General features: G+C 42.9%; 3 protein-coding genes. 1 reads left to right on the top strand and 2 read right to left on the bottom strand.

The window, feature by feature from the left end:
- A partial coding sequence (locus ACFQNG_RS15210) for a hypothetical protein (RefSeq protein ID WP_379866320.1) occupies positions 1-188 on the top strand: 188 nt, incomplete at its 5' end.
- A gap of 27 nt (positions 189-215) precedes the next feature.
- On the opposite strand, the gene ACFQNG_RS15205 is transcribed toward ACFQNG_RS15210, so the two are convergent.
- Positions 216-470, bottom strand: a complete 255-nt coding sequence (locus tag ACFQNG_RS15205) for a DUF7660 family protein (protein WP_379866318.1) — start codon at positions 468-470, stop codon at positions 216-218.
- 13 nt (positions 471-483) lie between these two features.
- The coding region (locus tag ACFQNG_RS15200; protein WP_379866316.1) for a polymorphic toxin-type HINT domain-containing protein at positions 484-1,425 on the bottom strand (942 nt) is incomplete at its 5' end.

The raw sequence follows: 1,425 nt of genomic DNA, 5'->3' as shown, positions 1-1,425 counted from the left end.
TAACTGCTGTGGCTCAAAACATAAAAAAGTTGGCTATGCTGCTTTCGAGAGCAGGTAAGGGAGGTTTTAAGTTTATATGGGTTGATATTCATCCATTAATTGTTTATATCCCTTTTATATACAAAAACCCTGCGATCAACAAAGTTGATTCGCAGGGTTTGTCAACATTCTCAGAGTGGCAATATTAATGCCACTCTTTTCATCCTTTTCATACTTTATTCGTAAATTTTAGCAGCCATCAAAGCGTTTGCGAAAAAATTCCAATCAATATCTTTTGGCACAGGAAGATTTTTGTATTCGTAATAACCTTCCATGTCCTCGATCCATGATCTCAGAGCATCCAAATAATGGTCTACATTTCGGTTTTCCCAGCCATCCATTCCCTTATGATAATCTTTAATTAGAAGACCTACAAACTCTAAAAAGTCTTCTTTTGTACTAACCTTTTCAACGACGTCGGCTAGTTCCAATTTTGTTAGCCTCCTAATATACTTCCCTAGATTTTCCGTCTCCTAATTTCAATCTAATAGATTTTCCTTTACGACTTCCTGTTGACATTTTCCACATTTGGCTTTTTACTAATTCTTTCGATGCCCACTCAACAGGAACATCATCAAGGTTTGCTAATCTATAAGCGATAAGTCTTCTATGATCTAATGTCCATATTTTCCCGTCAGAGTCTTTCCATACTCTTATAGCAGGTAAATCCTCTGGTTTTAGTGTACCATCCTTTAATGCTTCTGCATTACCTAAAACAGTATGGCTACCTGTTGAGTTTTTTGCACTACTCTGCATAAAATGAATTTCTTTAGGATTTAATCTACCTGGTCCACATTCATTCGTATTATGCGTAAAGATCTGCAAATCACTCACATAATACGTGTGGAAATCCTCAACGGTGAAGTTGTAGACAACCGCGTTCTTCTTGACCCGCTGGATCTGGTCGATTGAAATATACGTTCTCGCCGCAGTTTGGAAGAAGTCGCCCGGTTTCAGATTCTTCGCCACAACCCAGCCTTTATTCTTCACCCAGAATGGATGCTCGGAGGTGGTTTGCAGCTTCTCCTTGCCGATCTTGATCTCGTAGAGTTCCTTCACCGTGCGTTTGTACAGGATTTGCACGGTCTTAAAGGCTTGTTTGCCAGTGTTCGGATCTTTGGCCAGGACTTTGTCCCCGAGACGGATCGTCTGGATATCCTTTTTGCCTTTGTCCGTGACGATCTTGGTTCCTGCGGTGAAGCAACGCGCGCAGGCGAATTTCCGCTTCGGACTCGGCTTCGACTTAGCCCCGCCCCTGAGCTTCTGCTTGGCCCTGGAAGCCGCTCGTTTTGCGCTGGCCTTGGCCTTCTTGTACGTTCGCTTGACCTTGCCTTTGGCCACCCTCACCCGTTTCTTGGTCCGGGTCTTGATCTTCTTCGCTTTGAC

Source organism: Laceyella putida, from assembly GCF_042665195.1.
In the GTDB taxonomy this organism is placed as follows: domain Bacteria; phylum Bacillota; class Bacilli; order Thermoactinomycetales; family Thermoactinomycetaceae; genus Laceyella; species Laceyella putida.
This window is presented reverse-complemented; position numbering and strand designations above follow the sequence as displayed.